This is a genomic window from Paenibacillus sp. Marseille-Q9583, from assembly GCF_976954365.1.
Window position 1 is genome coordinate 17,797 of record NZ_CDRJTB010000017.1, and the last position, 18,081, is coordinate 35,877.

The 18,081-nt window shown below is 43.0% G+C and carries 19 protein-coding genes; all 19 read left to right on the top strand.

Annotated features, from left to right (window positions below):
• Positions 1–12: 12 nt before the first annotated feature.
• The 19 genes from ACWNM1_RS10440 to ACWNM1_RS10530 all read left to right on the top strand — a co-directional run bounded on the left by ACWNM1_RS10440 (position 13) and on the right by ACWNM1_RS10530 (position 18,076).
• Positions 13–1,488: a flagellar hook-length control protein FliK gene (locus ACWNM1_RS10440; RefSeq protein WP_449600916.1), complete on the top strand. Its 1,476-nt coding sequence runs from the start codon at positions 13–15 to the stop codon at positions 1,486–1,488.
• Positions 1,489–1,520: 32 nt separating this feature from the next.
• Positions 1,521–2,018, top strand: a complete 498-nt coding sequence (locus ACWNM1_RS10445; RefSeq protein WP_339287144.1) for a flagellar hook capping FlgD N-terminal domain-containing protein — start codon at positions 1,521–1,523, stop codon at positions 2,016–2,018.
• Positions 2,015–2,401, top strand: coding sequence for a TIGR02530 family flagellar biosynthesis protein (locus ACWNM1_RS10450; protein ID WP_449600917.1), 387 nt, complete (start codon positions 2,015–2,017; stop codon positions 2,399–2,401). The genes ACWNM1_RS10445 and ACWNM1_RS10450 overlap by 4 nt, the downstream gene beginning before the upstream one ends.
• 103 nt (positions 2,402–2,504) lie before the next feature.
• A complete protein-coding gene (gene flgG, locus ACWNM1_RS10455) occupies positions 2,505–3,323 on the top strand; it encodes a flagellar basal body rod protein FlgG (protein ID WP_341053178.1) in 819 nt (272 codons plus the stop codon).
• Between the two features lie 89 nt (positions 3,324–3,412).
• Positions 3,413–3,637 carry a flagellar FlbD family protein gene (locus ACWNM1_RS10460; protein ID WP_042128923.1) on the top strand — a complete coding sequence of 75 codons (225 nt, stop codon included), beginning with the start codon at positions 3,413–3,415 and terminating at the stop codon, positions 3,635–3,637.
• A complete protein-coding gene (locus ACWNM1_RS10465; RefSeq protein WP_449600918.1) occupies positions 3,634–4,101 on the top strand; it encodes a flagellar basal body-associated FliL family protein in 468 nt (155 codons plus the stop codon). Before ACWNM1_RS10460 ends, ACWNM1_RS10465 begins: the two co-directional genes overlap by 4 nt.
• Positions 4,102–4,140: 39 nt before the next feature.
• Positions 4,141–5,139, top strand: coding sequence for a flagellar motor switch protein FliM (fliM, locus tag ACWNM1_RS10470; protein ID WP_076119558.1), 999 nt, complete (start codon positions 4,141–4,143; stop codon positions 5,137–5,139).
• A complete protein-coding gene (fliY, locus tag ACWNM1_RS10475) occupies positions 5,129–6,430 on the top strand; it encodes a flagellar motor switch phosphatase FliY (protein WP_149646138.1) in 1,302 nt (433 codons plus the stop codon). The genes fliM and fliY overlap by 11 nt, the downstream gene beginning before the upstream one ends.
• A gap of 26 nt (positions 6,431–6,456) precedes the next feature.
• Positions 6,457–6,822 (top strand): response regulator, encoded by a 366-nt coding sequence (locus tag ACWNM1_RS10480; RefSeq protein WP_036688523.1) that lies wholly within the window; start codon positions 6,457–6,459, stop codon positions 6,820–6,822.
• 9 nt (positions 6,823–6,831) lie between these two features.
• On the top strand, positions 6,832–7,359 hold the full coding sequence (locus tag ACWNM1_RS10485; protein WP_042189442.1) for a flagellar biosynthetic protein FliO: 528 nt from the start codon (positions 6,832–6,834) through the stop codon (positions 7,357–7,359).
• Positions 7,356–8,120 (top strand): flagellar type III secretion system pore protein FliP, encoded by a 765-nt coding sequence (gene fliP / locus ACWNM1_RS10490; protein WP_042189441.1) that lies wholly within the window; start codon positions 7,356–7,358, stop codon positions 8,118–8,120. The genes ACWNM1_RS10485 and fliP overlap by 4 nt, the downstream gene beginning before the upstream one ends.
• Before the next feature lie 21 nt (positions 8,121–8,141).
• Complete coding sequence (gene fliQ / locus ACWNM1_RS10495) at positions 8,142–8,411, top strand: flagellar biosynthesis protein FliQ (protein ID WP_036688516.1); 270 nt, start codon at positions 8,142–8,144, stop codon at positions 8,409–8,411.
• A 9-nt stretch (positions 8,412–8,420) separates the two neighbouring features.
• Entirely contained in the window at positions 8,421–9,206 is a 786-nt protein-coding gene (gene fliR / locus ACWNM1_RS10500; RefSeq protein ID WP_042194135.1) for a flagellar biosynthetic protein FliR, read from the top strand.
• Between the two features lie 22 nt (positions 9,207–9,228).
• Positions 9,229–10,323 (top strand): flagellar biosynthesis protein FlhB, encoded by a 1,095-nt coding sequence (gene flhB, locus ACWNM1_RS10505; RefSeq protein ID WP_042189439.1) that lies wholly within the window; start codon positions 9,229–9,231, stop codon positions 10,321–10,323.
• 17 nt (positions 10,324–10,340) lie between these two features.
• Entirely contained in the window at positions 10,341–12,374 is a 2,034-nt protein-coding gene (flhA, locus tag ACWNM1_RS10510; RefSeq protein ID WP_449600919.1) for a flagellar biosynthesis protein FlhA, read from the top strand.
• The gene (gene flhF / locus ACWNM1_RS10515) at positions 12,371–13,726 is read left to right on the top strand and encodes a flagellar biosynthesis protein FlhF (RefSeq protein WP_449600920.1); all 1,356 of its coding nucleotides are present in this window, start codon (positions 12,371–12,373) and stop codon (positions 13,724–13,726) included. Before flhA ends, flhF begins: the two co-directional genes overlap by 4 nt.
• Positions 13,723–14,604, top strand: a complete 882-nt coding sequence (locus tag ACWNM1_RS10520; protein ID WP_076285422.1) for a MinD/ParA family protein — start codon at positions 13,723–13,725, stop codon at positions 14,602–14,604. Before flhF ends, ACWNM1_RS10520 begins: the two co-directional genes overlap by 4 nt.
• 33 nt (positions 14,605–14,637) lie before the next feature.
• Positions 14,638–15,969, top strand: coding sequence for a protein-glutamate methylesterase/protein-glutamine glutaminase (locus ACWNM1_RS10525; protein WP_449600921.1), 1,332 nt, complete (start codon positions 14,638–14,640; stop codon positions 15,967–15,969).
• 34 nt (positions 15,970–16,003) lie between these two features.
• Positions 16,004–18,076 (top strand): chemotaxis protein CheW, encoded by a 2,073-nt coding sequence (locus tag ACWNM1_RS10530; RefSeq protein WP_449600922.1) that lies wholly within the window; start codon positions 16,004–16,006, stop codon positions 18,074–18,076.
• Positions 18,077–18,081 lie beyond the last annotated feature (5 nt).

Genomic DNA, 18,081 nt, shown 5'->3' on the forward strand with positions numbered 1-18,081 from the left:
GTGAAAAATAATATGAGTTTAGTGGTTCAATCGCTTGTGAGCGCAAATGCTACAGCCGCAAGTGGCAGCTCATCGACTTCTACTGGCACAACAGCTGCTGTACCTTTCGCACAGACTTTAGTGCAGACTATGGGAGGAAACACAGCTAACACCACATCGGTACCTACTGATCCGCTTCTGGGAAATCTAGCCTCTTTATTGCAAGGTCTTTTAAAGGAAGTGCAGACAACTGGAGAAGATCAAGGGGGACAAGATACGGAGAACTCTGATCTTATCGAGAAGCTAACTGCTGATGTTGAAAATCTGGATGAAAGCATCAATAGCGATCCTGCTGTGCTAGTAGCTTTGCAAGCTTGGCTTCTTCAGGTATCAGCTTTTCTTTCAGGAAGTCAAGCGACTGAAGGTGATGCTGCTTCTGATACGGAGTCGGCAGGAAGTTTGTCACCGTTAGCTCAGCATGCGGATACACTGCGATTTGCTGTTCAAGATGATTTGCAAAGTTTAGTTACTATGATTCAGGAAGCTGCAGTCAATGGGAACGAAGAAGCTGCTAGTAAAGGAATAAGCCTGTTAAATAATTTCACAGCAATACTAGAACAGTCCTCCGCTAACACTACTAAGGGGAAGGGAAAGAACTCCAGTATAAATGAAAATTCTGGTGTATCTGTACAACAACCTATAGTGACTGAAAGCAAAGGTAATACGACGGACAAGACCATTCAAAACCTTAGTAACCGTGCTGGAGAAGCAGCTGCAATTAAGAATGAAGCAGTCCTAACTTCGCCTGTGACCTCAGGAGCTGTTCAAGATGTTGAAGCAGAGCTTACCACTCCATTGATTAAAAGCAGTGCAACTGGAGAAACAAAGCAGGCAGAATCAACTCAAGATTCCACATCAGGAACTACTATCATAGAAGGAGATCATGAGGTTGTAACTGCTGGTCAATTAGCTCTTCGGGGAGGAATTACTGCTCCGTTGAAGGCTGAGGTTCCAGTAGCTCCTGTACCCGTTCATCAGTTTGCACAGGAAATGACCGGTTTTATTACAGGTAAATTGGAGATTGTGCAAAAAGGCGGAGTAGCTGAGGCTACGATATCACTCTTTCCAGAAAATCTCGGACAAGTAGATGTTAAGATTACTATGCAAAACGGCCATCTGGTTGCACAGTTTATGACTGAACATTCCGGAGCAAAGGATATGTTGGAACAGCAGATGAACCAGCTTCGAGCAGCATTGCAGTCTCAAGGCCTCCAAGTAGAAAAATTGGAAGTCACACAAAATAATACCCCCCTCAATTCAGGGTGGGGTCAAGAAGGACGCCAACCTGGTTCTGGAAGTGGTCAGCAGGGAAGACGCTCCAAAGAAAGTCGTGAGGAAGCTAATGATGCCATTCTTGCCGCAGAGCTAAATGGTGAATGGAAAGATTGGGTTTCAAACGCAGGGCAAGAAGATGATAATCAAGGGAACTCCTTCTCTGCCAAAGCTTAAACTTATCACAAGTGAAAGAGAGGTGAACGGTTATGACGACAACAACAACTCCTCCTGTTTCTACCAAAGACCAGTGGAATTATACAACTCCTGATTCTACTAAAACAACAGGGAATTCTGTATTGGGTAAGGATCAGTTTTTGAAGATATTGATCACCCAGCTGCAGAATCAAGATCCGATGCAGCCGATGCAAGATAAAGAATTTATTGCTCAAATGGCACAGTTTACATCTGTTGAGCAGCTGATGAATATCTCTACACAGCTTACATCAATGAATCAGTCTCTTGGCTCAGTATCCGGCTTGATTGGTAAAGATATCACATGGACGGATACCGCCACAAATCTACCTAAGACAGGGAACGTTGAATCAATCGTTGTCAGCAAGGGGATTCAATATGCGGTTGTGGGGAAAGACAGAATTGCTTTAACCGATATTACACAAATTCAGAATCCCGCAACAACAGAGAATGGTTCTGGTACAGATAGTAATACTCCGGAGAATAACGGAGGAAGCGAGGCGACAATATGAGTGACAGGCTGACCATAGGCCAACTGTATCCTGCGTCGTCCCTACATTCCTCAACGTTACAGCGATCTTCGATACCGAAGCAGACTGTGGCTGGAGAAGCCACCTTTGAGAGCGTACTGCAACAGAAGCTACTAAAATTCAGCAATCATGCTGCTAAGCGTCTTGAACAAAGAGGAATTGAACTTGGAAGCAGACAACTGGATCAGATATCTTCTGCTGTGGATAAAGCTGCTGCCAAAGGCAGTAAAGAATCCTTGATATTAATGAAGGACTTGGCATTTATCGTAAGTGTCCCGAATCGTACGGTTGTAACCGCTATGGATGGAAATTCGATTAAAGATAACGTATTTACGCAAATTGATAGTGCAATTGTGATTTCATAACCGGCTGGTCCTAACGGAAAGCCGAGGCGGCCGCTGACCGACTGACGCGGTCCCATTCACTTAGTAAGTTATTAGGACTCTATAATCTGGGAGGACAACACAAATGTTAAGATCTATGTATTCAGGGGTTTCGGGGATGAGAGGCTTTCAGACTAAGCTTGATGTAATCGGTAATAACATTGCCAATGTCAATACAATTGGTTTTAAATCAGGACGGGTTATGTTCAAGGACATTATGAGTCAAACCGTTTCTGGTGTAACTGCTCCTAGTGATGATGGTGCAGGTGGTATGAATGCTAAACAAATCGGACTGGGCGTAAGTATCGCTTCTATCGATACACTCCATTTGTCCGGTAGTGCTCAAACTACTAATAACCCGACAGATTTACGCATTGACGGAGATGGATTTTTCCTAGTAAAGCTATCAGGAGATCAAGAAACACCTTTCTTGACTCGTGCAGGAGATTTTCATGTAGATGCTGCACGTAATCTTGTAACTTCTGACGGACTTCATGTGCTAGATTCCGATGGTGGACCCATTCAACTGGGTGATGATGTAACAGCGTTCTCCATTTCCAATGATGGAACGATTGTTCAGACCATGTCGGATGGAACGACTGAAGCAGGTGTGAAGATCGGTGTAGCTAAGGTTACTAATCCATCTGGATTAGAGAAGATTGGTGGCAATCTATACCGTATGTCACTTAATGCGAATGCAGAAGGTGAGCTTGTTCCTACAGTAGCAAATGATACTGAAACTGGAACAGGCGCTATCATTTCTGGTCAACTCGAAATGTCCAATGTGGATCTTACGAATGAATTTACAGAAATGATCGTATCGCAACGTGGATTCCAGGCGAACTCCCGTATCATTACGACTTCTGATGAAGTGCTGCAGGAAGTAGTTAACCTGAAGCGTTAATTTTATCAATAATTAAATATCTTTTTTAAAGATTAACGCGGAGTCGTGGGGGAGGTACCCCTCCCCCTATTTTTGTTAGGAGGCCTGTTATGATATCGGTAACGAGATTAAATGGAACACCGATGTGGATCAATGCCCTACTGGTAGAAATGGTAGAAGAAAGCCCGGATACATATATTACGCTAGTAACCGGAAAAAGACTGATCGTGCTTGAAAAAGCTGATGAAGTTATTACGAAGATCCGGGATTATAACAGGGACATAGGCACATATGCTGCCACCATTAAAGTCCAGTCAATGGAGGAGCTAACATGAAGAAGATGCTGCCATGGTTACTTACGATTTTACTTGCGATTACACTTATCGTGATCGCCGCATTTTTATTAATGGACAAGATCTTTCCGAAAGATTCGAATGATGTAAATGCTGCGGTTCAAAGTGTGGAAACCAAGTATTTAACTGCAGATGAAGTCGTCGAATTAACGGCAGAGATCAAAGATATCAAAACAAATCTTGCTGATCCCGATTATATCGTTCAAATAGATTTCGCCTTCCAACTGAATTCTGCGAAATCAAAGGAAGCATTCGAAAAAATAAAAGAGATCAAAATCAAACCGATTATTATCAAAACGCTTGCAGATACCAAACCTGAGGAGCTTAATGGAGCAAATGGCAAAGACCAGCTTAGCAGCAAGCTTGTTAATCTGATCAATAAGACATTGACCGAAGGCAAAATCACTCAGATCGAAGTCACCAAATACCTTTTGGCTTCTATGTAGCTTCAGGCATGATAATTCTTTGATAGGGGGGTGATTGAATTGGTTGATGTACTATCACAAAACGAAATAGATGCTCTACTTGCTGCACTTTCTTCAGGTGAGATGGATGCCGATGAACTTAAAAAGGAAGAAACTCAGAAGAAGATCCGATCTTATGACTTTAAACGGGCTGTTCGATTTTCTAAAGATCATATTCGTAGTCTTACAAGGATTCATGACAATTTCGCACGCTATCTTACAACGTACTTTTCAGCCCAATTACGCACCTTTGTGCAGATTAATGTCGTTCAAGTAGAGCAGCTCCCTTATGATGAATTCATTCGTTCCATTCCGAAAATGACAATACTGAACATTTTTGAAGCCGAACCTTTAGAAGGTCGAATGGTAATGGAAGTTCATCCAAACATCGCTTTCGCTATGCTGGACAGATTGCTGGGCGGTTTTGGGACTGCGCCATCTAAGATTAATGCTTTAACTGAAATCGAAACAACGATTATGGAGCGCATCTTCAGCAGATGTTTTGAGAGCTTGCAGGAGGCTTGGAAGACTGTGCTGGATATCCATCCGCGCATGGAAGCGCTAGAAACGAACCCACAGTTCATGCAAATTGTATCGCCCAATGAGACCATTGCATTGATCTCGTTAAGCACCAAAATTGGAGATACAACAGGTATGATCAATCTGTGCATACCGCACGTCGTTCTGGAACCAATAATGTCTAGACTATCTGTTCACCAATGGTTTGTAACAGAGAAGAAGACGCGGGATGCAGATGAACTTGAAGCTATTAAAGCTAGAGTTCATAAGGCGAAACTGCCGATTGTCGCTGAACTTGGAGAATCGAGCTTATCTATATCTGAGTTTCTTGGGCTTAGCGTCGGTGACGTGATCTCACTAAACAGGAATGTAGATACTGGACTCTCGATTAAGGTAGGGGAGAAGCTTAAGTTCATCGGAAGTCCTGGAATGGTGAAAGACCGGGTAGCCGTGCAAATAGACGAGATTGTCAGTGAAGGAGTTGAAGAATTTGACGAGTAAAGATTATTTATCCCAAGAAGAAATCGACGCCCTTCTGAGACAATCTGCGGAAGGCTCATTGGCTCCTTCAGAGAAAACGGTAAATGACTATTTAACACCGTTTGAACAGGATGCTTTGGGTGAAATCGGTAATATAACGTTTGGTAGTGCAGCGACAGCTCTTTCCACTTTACTGGGGAAAAAGGTTGATATTACAACCCCTCAAGTTTCCATCATTACACGCGGGGAGTTTGAAGTGGCTTTTCCTAAACCACATGTAGCTGTACACGTGGAATATGTAGATGGATTTCAGGGTATTAACTCACTTGTTATTAAGATTAGGGATGCACAGGTCATCGCAGATTTAATGCTTGGTGGGGAAGGCGAACCTAAAGATGAAGAATTGAATGAAATTCACATTAGTGCTGTGCAGGAAGCTATGAACCAAATGATGGGTTCCTCTGCCACATCAATGTCTACGATCTTCAATCGATTTGTTAATATTTCGCCTCCGGGTATCGACATTCTAAACATGTCCAGCGGTGAAGGTGTAGGCAGCTTACCCAATGAAGAAACCTTAATTCGAATTTCGTTTCGACTTAAGATAGGAGATTTAATAGACTCTACTATTATGCAGCTCTTGCCTGTCCAGTTTGCTAAGGATATGGTAACGATGCTTCTGGGTGATGTTAGCCCTGCAGCGCAGGAGGCTGCAGTTACGTCGACAGAGACTCCTGCTAAGCCAGCTCAAGAGACGCCTCCTGTAGCTCCACCAGTGCACCAGGCGCCTTCACAGCCCGCAGGAGAAATACCTCCGCCATACCCGCCGCAGGGGATGCCTGGTTATCCAGGAATGCCAGAAGGCGGATATTATTACCCTCCAGCAGGAATGCCGGCGTATGGCATGCCAGGGATGCCACCCTACGGAATGCCGCCTCAAGGCATGCCTTATGGGCAGACACCACCGCTTAGTCCTGAAGCGAATCGCAATGTAAATGTACAGCCTGTACAGTTTGCTAACCTTAACGGTGGAGCTTTTGGTCATATTGATGAAAACAATTTAAATTTATTGATGGACATACCGCTTAGAGTAACCGTAGAATTAGGAAGGACCCAGAAGCAGATTAAAGATATTTTAGAAATGTCTCAAGGCTCGATCATTGAGCTGGACAAGCTCGCCGGTGAGCCTGTAGATATTTTGGTTAACAACAAGCTTATTGCCAAAGGTGAAGTCGTAGTTATCGACGAAAACTTCGGCGTACGCGTTACGGATATCGTCAGCCAGTGGGACCGAATTCAGAAATTACAATAAGCATACTTAGGGAGGATTTTGTAAAAATGGCTAACCGAATTCTAATCGTGGACGATGCAGCATTTATGAGAATGATGATCCGTGACATTTTGTCGAAAAACGGATTTGAAGTAGTGGGCGAAGCTCAGGACGGTTCTCAAGCTATAGAGAAATTTAAAGAACTGCGTCCAGACCTTATCACGATGGATATAACTATGCCTGAGATGGACGGAATCGCCGCCCTGAAAGAAATCAAGAAGGTAGATCCGGCTGCTAAGGTCATCATGTGTTCAGCCATGGGCCAGCAGGCTATGGTTATCGATGCTATTCAAGCGGGAGCAAAAGACTTTATTGTGAAGCCTTTCCAAGCTGACCGAGTTATCGAAGCTATCAACAAAACGTTGGGTGTGTAGGAAAAAGACATGCCCCTCAATTCAGAACCGCTCGGGAGCAATAACACCCTGCTGAATTTGCTTAACGTTATTATTGTCCTTGCGGTAATCATTGTACTTATTGTGCTGCTGATCCGTTTTCTTGGACGTCGTAATCAGACCTTTATGAGCGGGCGCTCCATTCGAACGCTTGGTGCTGTAGGGCTGGGACCTAACAAGTCGATGCAGGTTATTGAACTAGGAAGCAGCCTTTACTTAATCGGGATTGGTGAGAATATATCCATCTTGGATAAAGTCACTGATCCGGATGAGGTGGCTTTGATCATTGCAGCATTTGAGGATCAGTCCTCCAACCAGAATAATTTTCTCGCACCGCTTATTGCCAAGGTTAAGGTTAAGCTGCGTGGGGAGGTTCCATCAGAAGAAATCGAGCTTAGTGAAACATCATCTTTTTACGAGACACTGCAATCCAAGCTTCGTTCTGCACCAGAGCGAAAAGAGAAAATGGAAGAGCTGTTACGGGATGATGTTACTAAGGATGAGTCGAGGAATTTATGAAAAAGAAGCTAATTCTTGCTATTCTGCTGTTCGGGTTCATTAGTATAGTTATGATGCGGCCGATACATGCTGATCCTATACCTAATGTTAATATTCAGGTCGGTAATGAAGATGGTTCAAGCGGTGGTACCAGTTCCATATCAATTCTTCTTCTCGTTACGGTTCTGAGTATTGCTCCGGCGTTTCTAGTTCTTATGACCAGTTTTACTAGAATTGTAATCGTGCTCGGTTTTGTTAGAACCTCACTTGGGACTCAGGCCATGCCTCCGAATCAGGTGCTGGTAGGACTTGCTCTGTTTCTGACCCTGTTCATTATGTCGCCAACTTTGGCGCAAGTGAATGAAACGGCATTACAGCCGTATATGAAGGGGACGATTACCCAGACTGAGGCTTTTGATAAAGCTGCTGATCCGATGAAAGAGTTTATGTTTAAACAGACCAATTCCAAAGACCTTTTGTTATTTATGAAATATACCGGTTATACGGGATCGGCTAAACCGGCTACATACAGTGATATTCCACTGACGGTGATGGTGCCAGCTTTCGCAATTGGAGAATTAAAAAAAGCTTTTACAATGGGCTTCTTAATTTTCATTCCATTTCTGATTATTGATATTGTTGTGGCGAGTACGCTGATGGCCATGGGGATGATGATGCTTCCCCCGGTCATGATTTCATTACCTTTTAAAATTATGCTCTTTGTACTGGTAGACGGCTGGTACTTAGTCATTAAATCACTACTTCTTAGTTTTAACACCTGACCTTAAGAGGAGGCATGAGGATTGAGTACGGAGTTTATTATCGGTCTAGCAAGCCAAGCCGTATATTTAGTGCTGGAAGTCAGCGCTCCCATGCTGATTCTTGGTCTGGTGGTAGGGCTAATAATCAGTATCTTTCAAGCTACGACACAGATTCAGGAACAGACGCTAGCGTTTGTTCCAAAAATCGTCGCAGTACTGCTGGCTTTATTGCTATTTGGACCGTGGATCATCACGAAGCTAATTGACTTTACTAGCCAAATTCTAGGCAATCTCTATATGTATATTGGTTAACCAATGAACATGGATACCTTATTGCAAAGTTTACCCGTCTTTTTGCTTATTTTTTGTCGAATTACAGCCTTTTTTGTTGTCGTTCCTGTATTTTCTTCTCAAGGGGTACCGACAACTTTTAAGATTGGCATATCTTTTTTTGTAGCATTGGTAGTCTTTAGTGCTAATGGAACAGGGATTACGATTCCGCAGGATTTTAGTTATATTTTGCTGATTATGAGAGAAGTATTAATAGGTTTATTGCTAGGTTTCATTGGATATTTGATGTTTATGGCGATTCAGACAGCAGGTTCTTTCATTGATATTCAGATTGGCTTCGGTATTGCCAACGTCATTGATCCTATGACAGGAACGTCAGCACCTATTCTCGGTAATTTCAAATATATGATAGCCCTGCTAATGTTTTTGAGTATGAATGGACATCACCATTTACTAGATGCCATTGTGTACAGCTATAAATGGATTCCTATGAATAATGATTTATTTCTACGCATGGTTGATGGTAGTTTGTCAGAGTTTCTGGTCCGAACATTTGCGCAGTCGTTTGTATTAGCTTTTCAAATGTCGGCTCCATTAGTAACTGCACTGTTTCTGACCGATGTTGGTCTTGCTTTTTTAGCAAGAACGGCTCCGCAATATAATGTATTCGTTATAGGGGTTCCTCTAAAAATCATCATAGGTATTGCACTTCTTTTAGTGCTGATGCCAGGTCTAGCTGTGTTGTTTCAGAATCTCTTCGAAATCATGTTCGAATCCATGGAGAATTTACTGGGTCTCATGGGGAAGAAGCCGTAGGTGACCGTAAGGGGAGAGTATTATGCCTAAGACGAAGCGTTATAGACTAGATCTTCAACTCTTCGCCGGTGAAAAGACGGAAAAAGCAACCCCGAAGAAACGGCAGGATGCTCGTAAAAAAGGCCAAGTAGCCAAAAGTGCTGAGCTGTCTGGTGCGGTTGTATTGCTAGCTGCGGTAGTTAGCTTGATGATGTTTGGTGGTTTTATGAAAGAGCGTTTTATGAAGCTATACACGGATGTATTTCAGAATCGAATGATGCTGGACGTTACGCCTGAGAATATTACGCTGTTATTTAATCAGTATGGCTTGCAAATCTTGATTTTGCTAGCTCCATTACTTGGAATTACGTTTGTTATGGCACTTGTTTCCAACTTGGCGCAGGTGGGCTTTATGGCTACAGGAGAGGGGATTACTCCTAAATTCAGTAAGATTAATCCGATAAAAGGATTCAAAAATATTTTCTCTATGCGTTCGTTTGTAGAATTCCTGAAATCAATATTTAAGCTTCTAATTATTTCTTATCTGGTATATAGCACATTATGGGGAGAAAAGAAGAACTTTGCATCCCTGTCGCATATCAGTGCGGAGGGGATTTTTAAGTTTGCGGCCAAGCTGACGATGAGTCTTGGTTTGAAAATCGGGGTTGCCTTGCTAATTATGGCTTTTCTAGATTTTATGTATCAGAAGTACGAGCACGAAAAAAGCCTGAAAATGTCTAAGCAGGATATCAAGGATGAATACAAAAAAATGGAGGGTGACCCTCTAATTAAAGGTAAGATCAGGGAACGCCAACGCAGAATGGCCATGCAGCGTATGATGCAGGAAGTTCCTAACGCGGATGTAATTATTACAAATCCAACTCACTTTGCTGTTGCGCTGAAATATGATGGTTCCAAAATGGAGGCGCCACAGATTATTGCAAAAGGGCAGGATTATGTAGCACTTCGTATACGGGAGCTGGCTAAAGAACATGGCGTCGTGACTATGGAAAACAAACCGCTGGCACGGGCATTATTCCAAAGAGCAGAAATTGGAGATGTCGTTCCAAATGATCTGTTTCAGGCTGTAGCTGAAGTGCTGGCATATGTATATAAACTTAAAGGTAAGAGGAAATAAGGCGGGGGGTTAGGACATTGAAAGCTAAAGATTTAACAGTTTTGCTAGGCATCATCGGTATTGTGCTTATGATGATTCTGCCTATCCCGTCCTGGCTTTTGGACGTTTTGCTAGTTATTAATATTTCTATAGCATTAATTATCATATTAGTTGCTATGAACACGAAGAATGCACTCGAATTTTCAATTTTTCCTTCATTATTGCTTGTTACGACATTGTTTCGTCTGTCACTAAACATTTCGACAACGAAATTGATCCTGACTTACGCAGATGCTGGTTCCGTGGTATCCACTTTCGGAAGCTGGATCGCCGGTGGACAAATTGCCGTCGGATTTATCGTGTTTCTGATTTTGGTAGTGGTTCAGTTTATTGTTATTACTAAAGGTTCAGAGCGTGTAGCTGAGGTAGGGGCGAGATTTACCTTGGATGCGATGCCCGGTAAGCAGATGAGTATTGATGCCGATCTTAACGCAGGCATGATTAATGAAACACAGGCACGTGAGCGTCGCCGCAATGTTGAACGGGAAGCGGATTTTTTCGGAGCCATGGATGGTGCGAGTAAATTCGTTAAAGGAGACGCGATTGCGAGTATCATTATCCTGTTGATCAATCTTATTGGTGGATTTATTATCGGTATGGTTGTGCACGGAATGGATTTCTCCACTGCGTTATCTACTTATTCTGTATTGACGATCGGGGACGGTCTAGTCAGCCAGATTCCTGCTTTGCTCATTTCGACTGCAGCAGGTCTTATCGTTACCAGAGCTTCATCGGAAGGTAATCTGGCAGAAGAATTAACAGGTCAGTTACTGTCCTATCCAAAGTTGTTATATATTGTTGCAGTTACTGTTGCTTTTCTAGGTCTATTTACACCTATACATATGATTACTACGCTCCCGCTAGCTGCTTTGCTGGCTTTTGCAGCCTATAGTATGGGACAAAATTTAAATCGAAAACAGATTGCCGAAGAGCAGCTTGTTGAAGAAAAACAGATTGAAGAGGTACGAAGTCCGGAAAGTGTAATTAATTTACTCTCTGTAGATCCTATTGAATTCGAGTTTGGCTACGGTCTTATACCTTTGGCAGATACAGGCCAGGGTGGAGATTTACTAGATCGTATCATCATGATTCGACGGCAATGTGCCCTTGAAATGGGTCTTGTAGTGCCTGTTATTCGCATTCGCGACAACATTCAACTAAAACCGAATGAATATGTCATAAAAATTAAAGGAAATACTGTCGGCGGCGGTGAATTATTACTTAATCACTACTTAGCCATGAGTCCAGGCTATGATGATGAATCTATAAACGGTATTGAGACCATTGAACCATCCTTTGGACTTCCAGCGTTGTGGATTGACGAATCGGTTAAAGAGCGGGCTGAATTGTCAGGTTATACCGTGGTAGATCCACCATCCGTTGTTGCAACACATTTGACGGAGCTAATTAAGCGTTATGGACATGAGTTGTTAGGACGACAAGAAACTAAGATGTTGGTGGATAACCTAAGAGACAATTATCCTGTGCTTGTTGATGATCTTATTCCTTCGGTATTAGCGATTGGGGATGTGCAAAAGGTACTTGCCAAGTTGCTGCGCGAGAAAATATCGATCAGGGACTTGGTTACTATCTTTGAGACGTTGGCGGATTATGGGACGTACACCAAGGATCCTGATATTCTTACCGAATATGTTCGTCAATCCTTGTCCAGACAGATTACTCAGCAATTCTCGCAAGCTGGAGAGACTCTGAAAGTTATTACGGTAGGACCTAACCTAGAGAAGAAAATTTCTGAGAGTGTTCAGCAATCTGAACAGGGCAGTTATCTGGCATTGGATCCAGCATCGACTCAAACGATCTATCAGCGGTTAAGTGAACAGATCAATCGACTGCTGCAGTCAGGACAACAGCCCATTGTACTCACATCACCAACCATTCGTATGTATTTGCGGCAGGTGATTGAACGGACAATGCAGGATATTCCTGTACTGTCTTATAGCGAACTAGAGCCTAACATTGAAATACAAAGCGTCGGAGTGGTGAATTTATGAGAGTGAAGCGTTATGTGGTCGATACGATGCCTGACGCCATGCATTCCATTCGCAGTGAGCTTGGAAGCGAGGCTGTAATTTTAAGTACTAAAGAAATCAAGATTGGCGGATTTTTAGGATTGTTTAAAAAGAAAAAAATAGAGGTAGTAGCGGCTGTTGAAAAAGCTCAAAAGGAGAGTGCTCCTGAAAAGCCTGTGAAGCCTGCGATGAACATTCCGCGCAGCGCTGTCCCGCAAGCTTACCAAAAAGCTTCATCATCTGCTTCTACTGTAACGTTGGAAAAGCCGGAAGAGCCTCGGTCCTTTGCGGAAATCGCCGCTGCCTTGTCGGAAGCTATTGATGTAAAAGAATCGATAACCAAACATCCAGAGCCTGATCAGAAATCGCTTGAATCCAATCCAGATGAAACTACCTCTGTATCAGCCTTATATGAATCTTTAGGGTTAGATCAAACGCCAGAGGTTGCCTCGGCGCTGGAGAATGATGTTCTTCGTGAAATTAGAGATATGAAGCTTTGGATGGAACGAATCGCGAGGCAGTCTTCAGGGGCAAGAGAATTACCGGATAGTCTCCAGCAGCTTAGAGATCTTTTGATTGAGCAGGAGATGGATACTGTGCTTGTTGAGGAGTGGATCAGTAATATCTCCGAACGTTGGGCGGATGAAGGGCGTACTTGGGGACCTGAGAAATTTCAGGAGTCCTTAAAAGAACAGCTCGATGGGTTCCTGTCAGGGCGAATCGCTGATGGAATTGCCCCTGATACCCAAATCGTATATATTGCAGGGCCCACAGGAGTAGGAAAAACTACTACCATAGCCAAGCTTGCGGCTGAACAGCTATTCAAAAACGGACGCAAGGTTGGTTTTATCACCTCTGATACGTATCGAATTTCAGCTGTGGAGCAGTTGCGTACATACGCAGCTATCCTGAATGTTCCGCTAGAGGTTGTACAATCTCCAGGAGATTTACAAAGAGCACTCTTTCGATTGGAGAGTTGTGATCTTGTAATTATGGATACAGCTGGACGGAATTATCGTAATGATATGCTTGTAGCAGAACTGCAAAGCTTGCTAGCGAAGGAATTAAGAAGTGAGACCTATCTTGTACTCAGCTTAACTTCGAAAAGCCGTGATATGAAATTGATTGCAGAGCATTTCGGCAGGTACAAGCTGGATAAAGTTATTTTTACCAAGCTAGATGAGACGGGAAGTTATGGACCACTCTTTAACGTCCTGAATGATTTCCCTCTCACATTATCTTATATGACCAATGGTCAAAATGTACCTGACGATTTATTGATGGCTTCCAAAGAACAACTTAGTGAGATGCTTCTTGGAACAGGTGAATCATGATGGATCAGGCACAATCCTTGAGACAGCTTGTATCCAGTCAGGAGCCTAAACTAGCTGAAAAAGGGGAAACATCCGCCCGTATCATTACTGTTTGTAGTGGTAAAGGTGGCGTAGGGAAATCGAATTTTACACTTAATTTCGCTTTAACTTTAAAAGCAATGGGCAAGAGAGTATTGCTGTTCGATGCAGATATTGGCATGGCTAACATAGACGTGTTAATGGGCGTGTCGGCGAAGTATAACCTATATCATCTGTTAAAAAGAGAAGCGGATATTGAGCAGATTATTCAGTTAGGACCGAACGGGCTTCCTTTTATAGCTGGTGGATCGGGCATGGATGAGTTGTTTTCTCTTTCGGAATCGGACCTTAATTATTTCACAGCCCAGATAGCCCTTATTGCGGACAGTATGGATTATATTTTGTTCGATACAGGTGCTGGATTATCTAAGGAAACGATGAAGTTTATAACTTCTGCGGACGATTGCCTAGTAGTTACTACACCAGAGCCAACTGCTATAACAGACGCTTACGCATTAATGAAGGTTGTGAATCGGACATATCCGGAGATTTCTTTTAAACTGATTGTGAATCAAGCAGGTGACGAGAGAGAAGCATCAGTGACAAGTGATAAGATCCGTATGGCGGCCAGTCGTTTTTTGCAATTAGATGTTTCCTATCTTGGTCATATAAGCTCAGATGCCCATGTAGTTCAGGCTGTCAAAAGGCAGACGCCATTTTCATTGGCTTTTCCAAACAGTGTTGCTGCAAAAGATATACATCGGCTAGCCCTAAGTTATTTGACCATAGATGGTAAAAAAGAAACAAAAGTTCAAGGTATTAAAGGCTTTATCCATAAATGGTTAAAGCGAAGTAAATAATTGTTCTGAATCTGGAACAGAGGTGGAAATGATATGAAGCCATATAAAGTTTTGGTTGTTGATGATTCTGCATTTATGCGCAAGATCATTTCCGATTTAATTGAAAATGACGCTGACTTTCAGGTGACGGCAACAGCCACAAATGGTCGCGAGGCTATCGAGAAAATAAATAAACTTCGGCCGGATCTAGTTACTATGGATGTGGAAATGCCGGAGATGAACGGCCTGGAAGCGCTGAAAATAATAATGGCGTCAGATCCGCTGCCAGTGATTATGCTGTCAGGCATCAATGAAGAGGGCATGAAGGAAACCATTCTTGCACTGGAATGGGGCGCTTTTGATTTCATTCGTAAACCTTCAATATCAAATTCCCAGGATATAACGGGCGTAGGGGAATCCCTAAGAGAGCAAATGAAAGAAGCTATGTTGGCTCGAGAGCAACGTGAAGCGCGAGCATCTGCTTTTAGGATGCCTGACATCACCCCTTTAGAGCCATTACTGCCGACTGCCCCGAGATTGTTGCCGGACAAACCCAAGGCAGCACTTAAATCTTCTCTCAAAGATGAAGAAATGAGAAAACCTCGGGGGAAACAGCCAGTAGATAGTACTATCCCTAAAAAAGCAACTAAACCAATCATCTCTGCTAAAACACCGTTAATCGAAAAGTCTAAACCAAAGACTAAAGTAGAGAATAAAGCAATTCCGCCCAAACCGGTGATAGAGTCTTTAGTGGAGGTATCTACTGAGTCTCCGGGACTTTCTCCGGATCGAATGGTTGGTAGCAAGAATTTGCACAAATTAGTTGCTGTCGGTTGTTCTACAGGCGGACCTCGTGCACTGAAGGTACTCCTGGAGAAAATTCCAGCGGATTTTCCAGCTCCTATTGTCATTGTGCAGCATATGCCGCCTAAGTTTACGAAATCACTAGCCCAGCGTCTGAATACATTCAGTCCGCTAGAAGTGTTAGAAGCAGAGCAGGGGATGATATTACGAAAAGGAGCAGCCTACATTGCGCCTGGAGGCTATCATTTACAAGTTACACCCACATCTAAAGGGCAATATGCAGTTGTACTCACGAAGGAGGAGGCGCGAAATGGCCACCGACCTTCAGTGGATGTTTTATTCGAATCATTGCTTCCACTCACATCTCTAGATCGGCACGTGTTGTTGATGACAGGGATGGGTAGTGATGGTGCTAGGATGATGAAATCTCTCTATGACTCAGGGGTTACTTCAACATTTGCTGAAAGTGAAGAGACCTGTGTCGTTTACGGGATGCCGCGATCTGCGGTGGAATTGCAGTGCGTCAAATATGTACTGCCTTTGCAAGAAATTGCTCCAAGGCTAGTGCAAGCCGTTAAATAACGGAAAAGCGAACTCGAAGGGGAGGTGCTCTACTATGGACATGAACCAATATTTATCCATGTTTATTGATGAGTCGAATGATCATCTGCAGTCATTGAACGAGAGCATGATGGGACTGGAAGCGAATCCTGAGGATCTTAGTATCGTCCAGGTAATATTCCGCTCTGCGCACACTTTAAAAGGTATGGCAGCGACTATGGGCTTTGAAGATTTGGCTTCACTTACACACCAAATGGAGAATGTGTTAGATCTTGTACGTAATAACAAGCTGCGCATGCAGGATTTCATTTTTGATACGTTATTCAAAAGTTTGGATGCCTTAGAGTCTATGGTTGAGGATATTACTAGCGGTGGCGAAGGTAAAGCAGATGTATCAGCCATTGTCTCATCCCTACAGGCTATCGTACGGGGTGAGATTCCTGTTGAAGGCGGTACAGCATCTGCTGCTAATATGCCTGCTGCACAAGCAGCTGAAACTCCGATTCATTTAGATGAATTCCAATTTTCTGTTCTAGAACAATCGATTCAGGAAGGGCATCATGCATTGTATGTGGACGTAACGATCCGTAAGGATTGTCAACTTAAGGCTGTACGTGCATACATGGTGTTTGATCTGCTCGAACGTTCGGGGGAAGTAGTTAAATCCTTCCCATCCGTTCAAGATATAGAACAAGAGAAATTTGACCAAAGCTTCTCACTTTATTACATAACCCAAAAAAATGCTGATCAGATTCAGGCAATGATTATGAATTTGTCTGAGATTGATAAAGTAACAGCAGTAGCACTAGATCAAGAATCCTTGAAAATGCTTGGTCAAGAAACGGCAGCTGCCGTGTCAGAGGTTGCAGCAACAGCCACTGTAGAGGAAACAGCTCCAGCTACTTCAGTAGCATCTAAACCATTGCCTACCAAAGATGAAGCTAATAAGCCGGCAACAACTAAAACAGGAGGGGCGCCTTCACGTACGATTCGTGTAGATATCGAACGCTTAGATGTGCTCATGAATCTATTTAGTGAACTTCTGATTGACAGAGTTCGTTTAGAACAGCTGGCTTCTGAGGTTCAGAATGGTGATCTTACGGAAACTGTCGAGCATATGGGCAGAGTAAGCGGAGATCTCCAGAATATTGTGATGAAGCTTCGTATGGTTCCAGTAGATACCGTATTTAACCGGTTCCCACGTATGCTTCGTGATCTTGCTAAGTCGCTGGACAAGAAAGTAGATCTAATTGTAACGGGTGCCGAAACAGAGCTTGACCGGACGGTAATTGATGAAATTGGTGATCCACTTGTACATTTATTGCGTAATGCGGTTGATCACGGAATTGAATCCATTGCTGACCGTATTGCTGCTGGTAAACCAGAGACTGGGACAGTTCATCTACGTGCTTTCCACAGCGGAAATCATGTCTTCATTGAAATTGAGGAAGATGGAACAGGTATTTATCCAGAGAAGGTTTTGAAGTCTGCTGTGAAAAAAGGCGTGATCACGCAAGAGCAAGCGAAGAACATGACGGATGATGAAGCTTATCAATTACTATTTGCACCAGGTTTCAGCACGGCAGAAGTTATTTCTGATGTCTCAGGTCGTGGCGTAGGACTGGATGTAGTAAAATCTAAGATTTCTTCCCTGGGTGGTAATGTAACGATCTATTCTTCACCAGGTAAAGGTACGAATTTTTCAGTTCAGTTGCCACTTACTCTATCTATTATTGCAGCCATGCTTATTCGATTGGGTTCTGAGAAGTATGCCATTCCATTATCCTCTATTGTGGAAACTGGAATCGTCCAGAACACTCAAATCCGTACGATTCATGGCAACAAAATGATAGAGTTCCGGAATTCTCATATTCCACTAGTTTCTCTAAGTCGCCTATTTTCGGTACCTGATTATGATGAGAGTACTGAAGAAGAGACAGAGATCGTAGTTGTACGTAAGGGAGAGCGTCTTGTAGCCTTAGCTGTACAGGATTTTATTGGTCAGAACGAGATCGTTATCAAGAATCTGGGTAAATATTTACCTGAAATTCAAGGGATATCTGGCGCAACGATACTTGGAGATGGCCAAGTCGCACTTATTATTGATCCGAACGCTTTTATTAAATAACTAGG

Bases quoted from the DNA above. Each gene is read 5' to 3' on its own strand.
- ACWNM1_RS10525 (WP_449600921.1), top strand. From the start codon at position 14,638: ATGAAGCCATATAAAGTTTTGGTTGTTGATGATTCTGCATTTATGCGC.
- ACWNM1_RS10485 (WP_042189442.1), top strand. From the start codon at position 6,832: ATGCCCCTCAATTCAGAACCGCTCGGGAGCAATAACACCCTGCTGAAT.
- ACWNM1_RS10460 (WP_042128923.1), top strand. From the start codon at position 3,413: ATGATATCGGTAACGAGATTAAATGGAACACCGATGTGGATCAATGCC.
- ACWNM1_RS10530 (WP_449600922.1), top strand. From the start codon at position 16,004: ATGGACATGAACCAATATTTATCCATGTTTATTGATGAGTCGAATGAT.
- ACWNM1_RS10450 (WP_449600917.1), top strand. From the start codon at position 2,015: ATGAGTGACAGGCTGACCATAGGCCAACTGTATCCTGCGTCGTCCCTA.
- fliR (WP_042194135.1), top strand. From the start codon at position 8,421: ATGGATACCTTATTGCAAAGTTTACCCGTCTTTTTGCTTATTTTTTGT.
- fliP (WP_042189441.1), top strand. From the start codon at position 7,356: ATGAAAAAGAAGCTAATTCTTGCTATTCTGCTGTTCGGGTTCATTAGT.
- ACWNM1_RS10520 (WP_076285422.1), top strand. From the start codon at position 13,723: ATGATGGATCAGGCACAATCCTTGAGACAGCTTGTATCCAGTCAGGAG.
- ACWNM1_RS10480 (WP_036688523.1), top strand. From the start codon at position 6,457: ATGGCTAACCGAATTCTAATCGTGGACGATGCAGCATTTATGAGAATG.
- flhB (WP_042189439.1), top strand. From the start codon at position 9,229: ATGCCTAAGACGAAGCGTTATAGACTAGATCTTCAACTCTTCGCCGGT.
- flhF (WP_449600920.1), top strand. From the start codon at position 12,371: ATGAGAGTGAAGCGTTATGTGGTCGATACGATGCCTGACGCCATGCAT.
- ACWNM1_RS10445 (WP_339287144.1), top strand. From the start codon at position 1,521: ATGACGACAACAACAACTCCTCCTGTTTCTACCAAAGACCAGTGGAAT.
- ACWNM1_RS10440 (WP_449600916.1), top strand. From the start codon at position 13: ATGAGTTTAGTGGTTCAATCGCTTGTGAGCGCAAATGCTACAGCCGCA.
- ACWNM1_RS10465 (WP_449600918.1), top strand. From the start codon at position 3,634: ATGAAGAAGATGCTGCCATGGTTACTTACGATTTTACTTGCGATTACA.
- flgG (WP_341053178.1), top strand. From the start codon at position 2,505: ATGTTAAGATCTATGTATTCAGGGGTTTCGGGGATGAGAGGCTTTCAG.